Annotated in this window: 7 protein-coding genes; 4 read left to right on the top strand and 3 right to left on the bottom strand. The window is 59.1% G+C overall.

Going from position 1 to position 7442, the window contains the following annotated elements:
* Positions 1–560 precede the first annotated feature (560 nt).
* On the top strand, positions 561–887 hold the full coding sequence (locus tag ACMX25_RS35540) for a hypothetical protein (protein WP_414954561.1): 327 nt from the start codon (positions 561–563) through the stop codon (positions 885–887).
* Between the two features lie 102 nt (positions 888–989).
* Here the strand turns inward: ACMX25_RS35540 and ACMX25_RS35535 are convergent, their stop codons facing one another.
* Positions 990–1850 carry a helix-turn-helix transcriptional regulator gene (locus ACMX25_RS35535; protein ID WP_414954560.1) on the bottom strand — a complete coding sequence of 287 codons (861 nt, stop codon included), beginning with the start codon at positions 1848–1850 and terminating at the stop codon, positions 990–992.
* 309 nt (positions 1851–2159) lie between these two features.
* Here ACMX25_RS35535 and ACMX25_RS35530 point away from each other — a divergent pair, with 309 nt between their 5' ends.
* The 3 genes from ACMX25_RS35530 (at position 2160) to pstS (ending at position 6281) form a co-directional block, all read left to right on the top strand.
* Complete coding sequence (locus ACMX25_RS35530) at positions 2160–3140, top strand: Dyp-type peroxidase (RefSeq protein ID WP_414954559.1); 981 nt, start codon at positions 2160–2162, stop codon at positions 3138–3140.
* 477 nt (positions 3141–3617) lie between these two features.
* Positions 3618–5105 (top strand): MFS transporter, encoded by a 1488-nt coding sequence (locus tag ACMX25_RS35525; RefSeq protein ID WP_414954558.1) that lies wholly within the window; start codon positions 3618–3620, stop codon positions 5103–5105.
* A gap of 84 nt (positions 5106–5189) precedes the next feature.
* Positions 5190–6281, top strand: coding sequence for a phosphate ABC transporter substrate-binding protein PstS (gene pstS, locus ACMX25_RS35520; RefSeq protein ID WP_414954557.1), 1092 nt, complete (start codon positions 5190–5192; stop codon positions 6279–6281).
* Between the two features lie 105 nt (positions 6282–6386).
* On the opposite strand, the gene ACMX25_RS35515 is transcribed toward pstS, so the two are convergent.
* A complete protein-coding gene (locus ACMX25_RS35515; protein ID WP_075583274.1) occupies positions 6387–6605 on the bottom strand; it encodes a hypothetical protein in 219 nt (72 codons plus the stop codon).
* Between the two features lie 165 nt (positions 6606–6770).
* On the bottom strand, positions 6771–7397 hold the full coding sequence (locus ACMX25_RS35510; RefSeq protein ID WP_414954556.1) for a TetR/AcrR family transcriptional regulator: 627 nt from the start codon (positions 7395–7397) through the stop codon (positions 6771–6773).
* Positions 7398–7442 lie beyond the last annotated feature (45 nt).

The following is a 7442-nucleotide window of genomic DNA, read 5'->3' as shown; positions in this document are numbered from 1 at the left end:
CGAAAGCCATTTGATGTGACCCGCTGCTTCGCATAAGAGTTACGACGGCGACCGGCAAGCCCTAATCGTCGACTGGCTAGAAGCCACCCAATTGAATGGGATGCCGTGCCGCCGTCCCCCGAAGCGCAGCAAAGCGGATCGCCCGCAACGCGAGCCAGTTCTGGATTGGTGCCGGAGGTTTGGCAACCACAAGTATTGTGCAAACCTGATGGACGCGTTGCGGCACCAATGTTCTTCTGGGGTGGCGAAGCCACCAGGGCGAGAGGCAATTGATGTACGCCGATCGCTTGAGCCTGATGGGTGTCTGGCGCGATCCGTCGCAGCCATGAATTGAAGAAACGGGTGCGATCGGCTACTGCATTCGGTCAGTGGAATCGATATCGGCCGCTTAGGCAGCCGAGGGTGTTGTTTGTTCACTTGACACTTGGTCCGCTAATGGGTGGGTGTCGACGATGTAATCAATCCCGTCGAGTGTCGCCGCCGTGCCAGCAACGTTTGAATTGTTGGACCCTCTGCATGTCGCGCTACACTGCAGACCAAGCCGCCCGTCGGAGGAAACCATGACAGACCTTGACCCTGACACCACTTTTCGGGGCTTGCCCCTCACTCCTGAGCAGAACGCGGAAGTGAGGCATTACATTAAATTGCAGACGCAGCGTGGCTTGCCTTGGGACACGTTGGAGCTAAGTGCAATGCTTAAGGACATGTTGCAACCCCCGGGCGACGAGAACGACGAATTCGACGAGTTAGACACCTCGGCAGACGAGACAAAAGCGGCCGCCGAGCGCGCTATGGGATCCGTTGAGGAAGAGATGGATTCCATCGAGGCGAGCGAGGAATGGCATGCCGCAATGGAGTCGGAAATCATGAAAGGGCCCAGGCGATAGAGGCATGCAGCCTCGATTACGAAATCGCCCTCATTGCTGTCAAGGACTACCGCAACCAGGTCTTCTGACAATCGCGCGAAAGCAATATCGAACGCCAGGAATTCATTCCGCTGCCATCACGGGCGCTATTTCGATCAAGGACCTGAGCCGTTCCTGATCGACCGGTGTCGCCGGGTTGTAGACAATCATTTGAAGATCCGGCCGCCCATCGACCGCGAAGGACGAGTATTCCAGCGAGATCGGCCCGAGCACCGGGTGGCGCAAGTGCTTGACCCCTTCGCCGTGAGTCTGCACCTCGTTGTCCTGCCACATGGCGGCGAACTCGGGACTGGACCGGCACAGTTCATCGATAAGCGGCGCCACTTCAGCGTCAGCGGCTGCGCGGGTGGCATCGATTCGGAAGGCGCTCACCACGAAGCGGGCTACGCTTTCCCAATCGAACTGCGCAGCACGCACGCGCGGATCGCAGAAGATCATGCGCAGAATGTTGCGTTGCTTGGGTGGCAGGCTGCCGTAGTCGGTGAGCACGGCCGCCGCCGCCCGGTTCCAGGCAACCACGTCCCACGTCGCCGTCCTGACGATCGCCGGGCTATAGGGCAGCGCCTCGAGCAGGCGCTGCAACCGTGGCGTGATCGCGTCACCGCCGCGATAGCGGACCTCAGGCGGATGACCAAGGCCGAGCAGGAACACGTGTTCGCGCTCGACTTCAGTCAGCATCAGCGCGCTCGCGATACGGTCCAGCACCTCCGCCGACGGATTACCGCCGCGCCCCTGCTCAAGCCACGTGTACCAGGCTGCACTGATATTCGCGCGCTGCGCCACCTCTTCCCGGCGCAATCCCGCCGTCCGCCGCCGGCTACCGGAGAAACCGAAGGTCGCGGGATCGAGCTTCGTCCGCCGGTTCTTCAGATAGCTGCCGAGCCGATTGTCGTTCGCGCGTGAGCTCTCGTTCTCGTGGGGCATGTGCAACCTGTTAGACGTATACCTGAATAATGTAGTCACTTTAACAGGATGATTTTATCTCGTACAACGAGGTTCGACGAAGGAATGCAGCTACCGACCAGCGCGGATTCTGCTATTTCCAGAGCCTTACAAAAGCGCGGCGCCTGACCCGAGACGCTGAACGCTAAGCAGAAAATCCGCCTTCCCACTCGCGTCGATCCCGAGAATTGACTAACCTTGTCAAAACATTCCGCAACGGAGTCTTGGCATTAGCAAAGCACCCCCGCTCGCTCTTGCCGGACTCCCTGACAAATCGAGAATATTCATCCGATGCCCACCGACATTCCAGAGCCCCAAGCCGTTTGCGATTCCATCTCCCGCAGCGCGATCTTCCTGGTCGCCACGTTTAAAGCCGGTCCCGACAGCGCGAGCACGGTACGCGCGTTATGCGCTGACGTCGCCGCTCTGGTTCGTGCGGTCGGTACTCGCGCGCCTACGGCCAACCTCTCGTGCGTCTGCGGTTTTGGCTCAGACGGCTGGGACACGCTTTTCGGTGCGCCACGTCCTGCGAATCTTCACGCCTTCCGCGAGTTTGGCGAGGGCATGCGCAGCGCTATCGGGACGCCGGGCGATATCCTGCTGCACATCCGCGCGGACCATATGGATCTCTGCTTTGAGCTCGCTTCCCTGTTGATGGAGCGCCTGCGCGACGCGGTCTCGGTCGTCGATGAAGTCCATGGCTTTCGCTATTTCGACCTGCGCGACATGGTGGGTTTTGTCGATGGCACGGAAAACCCGAGCGGCCGCGAGGCAGTCGAGTTCGCCCTCATCAGCGATCAGGATCCGGCATTTGCGGGTGGCAGCTATGTGATGGTGCAGAAGTATCTGCACGACATGGTGGCTTGGGAATCACTGCCAGTCGAGGCGCAGGAACGTATTATCGGCCGCAGGAAATTGTCCGATGTCGAGCTCGCCGATGGAGTCAAACCCTCGTCTTCGCATAGCTCGCTAACGACCATCGAGAAGGACGGCAAGGAAGTGAAGATCCTGCGTCACAACATGGCATTCGGCCGTCCAGGCGCGGGTGAGTTCGGGACGTACTTTATTGGTTATGCGAGTGCGCCTGAACCCATCGAGCAGATGCTCGAGAACATGTTTGTTGGACGCCCTCCGGGCAATTACGACCGGCTTCTCGATTACAGCCGCGCGGTCACGGGCGGCCTGTTCTTTGTTCCATCCGCGTCCATGCTTGAAGACCTCGCGGATCGCGATCCGCAGGCTTCGAAGGAAGAATCACCCTCGGCTGGGTGATCGCTGACCACGCAACGGCTTGTTGCGTGCGTCGCCTGCAGAGTGTGTCGACACTGCATTTTGCCCCGCAAGAATGATCCCTTGCGGGGCAATCCATACAAGCAGATTACCTAGACAAAACTCCCGCATCAGAAGCTTATTGAAAGAAATCAGGAATACTTAAGTAAGCAAGCGCCATGAAAGCCGCATGCGAACGCATCAGCCTTTCTTCTTCTCTGCAGCAAGCTTACAAACCCCGTCAACTATAGGTCCGCTGCCGGTCCGCTCTTGTCATCTGCACGACACCTGCCCCCGTCACGATGGCCATCTGGCATCGCACATTCTCTGCGAAGGATTCGCTTCGACCATCGAAGGCGACATGGTGCATGTGCTAAGCCTCAACTAAGCCTCAGTTAAGCGACTACGCCCGCGAGTAACTACTCTCCAGCGTCTTATCGCCATCGAAAACAATAGCCGCAATCGCACCAGGAGCGAGACATGCATGATGTGGCAGATTCCGACAGGTTACAGAGCAACGGTGTGAAGTCGGTCCAGCAGTACATCGATGAACATCCGATGTGGCCCGACGGGACACGCCTCCCATCGGTGCCCATGACCGCGATGCAATGGCGCATCTGGGCGCTGGCCGCAGCGGGAAAGTTCTTCGAAGGGTTCGTCGTTTTCATGACGGGGGTCGCACTCCCGCTGATCTCGCGCGAGTTCGGCATCAGTGCGGCGCAGAACGGTTTCATCAGCGCCGCGAGCCTGATGGGCATCCTGGTCGGAGCGGTGGGACTGGGGGGCATGTCCGACTACTTCGGGCGTAAACGGATGTTCATCGTGGAGATGATCATCTTCGTGGCGTTCCTAGTGCTGCTCGTTCTTTGCACCAACTTCACATCGCTCGTGATCTGCCTTTTTGGACTTGGCGTGGCGCTCGGTTGTGATTACCCGACCGCGCACATGATCATCTCCGAAAGCATCCCTAGCAGCAGTCGGGGCAAGCTCGTGCTGGCAGCGTTCGGCTTCCAGGCGTTGGGCGCGCTCGGCGGCACGGCCGTGGGCTTCCTGGTGCTCTCGACCATCCCGACACTCGATTCATGGCGCTGGATGTACGGCACCGCGATCATCCCGGCGCTAGCGGTAACCATCGGCCGCTTCTACATCACGGAAAGCCCGAGCTGGCTGCATATTCGCGGCGCGGTCGACCGCGCGGAAGCCGCTGCGCAGCGATTGCTAGTGCGCAGCCCGCAGTACCCGACAAGTATTGCGCTGTCGCGCGAACTGGAAATGGCCGCCACAGGCCACGGCGGCAACAAGAGCTTTGCCGCGCTGTTCGCGCGGCGTAACCTGCGCGCCACCATCCTGGCCTCGGTACCGTGGTTCCTGCAGGATCTCGGCACGTACGGCATCGGCATCTTCACGCCGACCATTCTCGCAGCAGCGTTCGGCAGCAAACCTGACCATGTCCGAAGCATCAGCGACCTGATACTGAACGACATACTTGCGGCCAAGGGCTCAGCCCTCATTACCCTGCTGCTGATTGTCGGCATCATCTTCGCGGTCATCCTCGCGGACAAGGTCGGACGGATCTGGCTGCAAGTGATTGGTTTTATCGGTTGCGCGGCAGGCCTCCTGATTGCTTCGTTATCCGATGGATTTGAAGGATCGACGAAGACGGTGGTGATTTTCGCCGGCTTCATGCTCTTCAATTTCATGACCAACCTGGGCCCGAATGCACAAACCTATCTGCTCGCAGGCGAAGTGTTTCCAACGGCCATACGCGGCACCGGAGCCGGGTTCGCGGCGGCTGTCGGCAAGATCGGCGCGGTCGCGACTGCGTTCCTGTTTCCCATTCTGCTCACGGGCATTGGCACCGGTCCGCTTCTCTACATTCTCGTGGGCACATCGATTCTCGGCGCCGTGGTGACGTGGATCTTCCGCATCGAGACAAACGGCGTGAGCCTTGACGACATTGGACGATAGATCTAACAACAGGCACGCGCTCACAGACCGCCACGATGTTCCCCACACAAGAGATGGTTTCCCCGTATCGCGACGGAGACGTGCATGACTAAGCAACATAAAAACACGGCACGGCGGATGCGCCCGCACCGGTTCGCAGCCCTGCCGCTGTGCATGGCTGCGTTCGGCTTGATGACGAGCGCATTGGCCAATGCACAGGACCTCACATTGAGCGAAACCGGCTCGACCTTGATGTATCCGCTCTTCATCACATGGGTGGCCGAGTACACGAAGACTCATCCCGGCGTTCATATTACGGTGGGCGAGACAGGCTCCGAGGCCGGCATCCAGCAAGTGCTCGCTGGGAAGGTCCAGATAGGTGCTTCGGACGCCTATATGACCGACGCCGACATGCGGCAACACCCGCAGATCATCAACGTCCCGCTGGCCATTGCCGCGCAGACGGTCAACTACAACGTGCCCGGTCTCAACACGACGCACCTCAAGATGGACGGGCCGGTGCTCGCCGGCATCTACACGGGCGAGATTCGCAACTGGGATGCGCCGCCGATCGCCGCACTCAATCCAGGCGTAGCGTTGCCGCATAACCCGATCGTGCCGATCCATCGCGCCGAGGGCTCCGGAGATACCTTCGTGTTCACCCAGTTCCTGTCATTCTCGACGCCGAATTGGGAAAACAACCAGGGATATGGCACGTCGATCTCGTGGCCGAGCGTGCCGGGTAGTGCGACTGCAACGGGCAACGCGGGCATGCTGCAGGCGCTGCAGACAACGCCTTATTCGATTGGTTATGTCGGCGTTAGTTTTACTGACAAGCTGACCGCTGCGCATCTCGGCACCACCGCGCTCAAGAATGGAGCGGGCGAATTTGTTACGCCAAGCAAAGACGCGATCACGGCAGGCGCCGCTTCACTGGGTCCGCGCACGCCGGCTGATGAACGCTTGAGCCTGGTGTTCGCGCCGGCATCGGGCTCGTATCCGCTCGTCAATTACGAGTACGCGGTTGTTTCGACGAAGCAACCTGACGCCACCACTGCGGCCGCGCTGCGCAGGTTCTTGCTCTGGTCGATCGTGCCGTCCGAGACCAATGAGGCCTACCTCGATACGGTGCACTTCATTCCGCTGCCACCGCACACGTGGGAGTTGAGTCAGGCACAGGTTCAATCAATCAAGTAGCAGCGCATGCAAGCATCAATCACTAATCGTAGACAAGTGACTGCATCCGGACAACGCACTCGAACCTCGTGCGTTGTCCGAAACATCTGATCCAAACCAAATCAATCAGTGGCCGCTGTGCAAATGCGCTGCCTTCTTGGCTGCGTGTTCAGCGTGCTCGCCCGCATGCAACCCGTGACCATGCGCCAGGTGAGCATGGTGGCTTGCACTCTCGTGGTCGCCTGCTTCGGCGTGCTTGGCTGCTTCGCGATGATGCTTCGCGGCCGAATCGAGGTGCTTGGCTGCTTCGTGATGATGGTGATGAACTTCGTGTTGATCGCTCATGGAAGTCTCCGGTATTTGCAACGGGGCTCAATCCACAATAGGAATGAGCATCACCACGATAGTTAAATGCGGTGTCACTTGCGTGAACTCCATGGGGGAATTGTTGAGGCGCCGTAACCGGAGTTTACGAGGCTCGTTTACCAAGCGCTAAGCTCATCGCGCACCTCATGCATAGCGCGCAAGAAACATGTCAGCGGCGGATTCCGCTACTTGCTTTTGTTCACGCTTGCTTAACGGAGACTGCCCCATTGTCACTTGCGGCCAGAAAGCAAACGCCTTGACGAGAGCCTGCAATTGCAGCGAAGCGAACACGGGGTCCGATGTCTTGAGCCGGCCATCGGCAGTCGCTGCGCGAATCCATACGGTCAGGTCTTCTTCGCGCTCACCCATGCGCGCCACCATGTCGCGCGCACGCTCCGGCGAATGAATGCCCGCCGCTATTGCGACGCGCGCGAGCGACAAGAAAGCCTCGTTATTTAAAAGACTCAGCTTTTTAAGCAGCAATTGCAGCAACTGCGCGCGCAACGGCTGCGAGTTGGAATAAGCAGGCGCCTCGCCCGTATCACTCGAGTCCCACAACTGCCGCAGGATGACTGCGAACAGCGCTTCCTTGCTTGGAAAATGGTTGTAGACCGTGCGCTTCGATACGCCCGCGCGGGCTGCAACGCGGTCCATGCTGGTGGCGTCGAAACCCGCGGCGAGAAATTCTTCAATAGCCGCAGCGATCACAGCGGCGCGCTTGCGATCGGTGAGACGTGGCAGGTTGGTGGTGGAGTCGGCAGTCGTATTCATCGATAAATTTTACACCAGGTAGTTTACTTTTTTCTACGATAAACT

Origin of the sequence: Caballeronia eucalypticola, assembly GCF_047608185.1 — a bacterium.
Taxonomy (GTDB): Bacteria; Pseudomonadota; Gammaproteobacteria; order Burkholderiales; family Burkholderiaceae; genus Caballeronia.
This window is presented reverse-complemented; position numbering and strand designations above follow the sequence as displayed.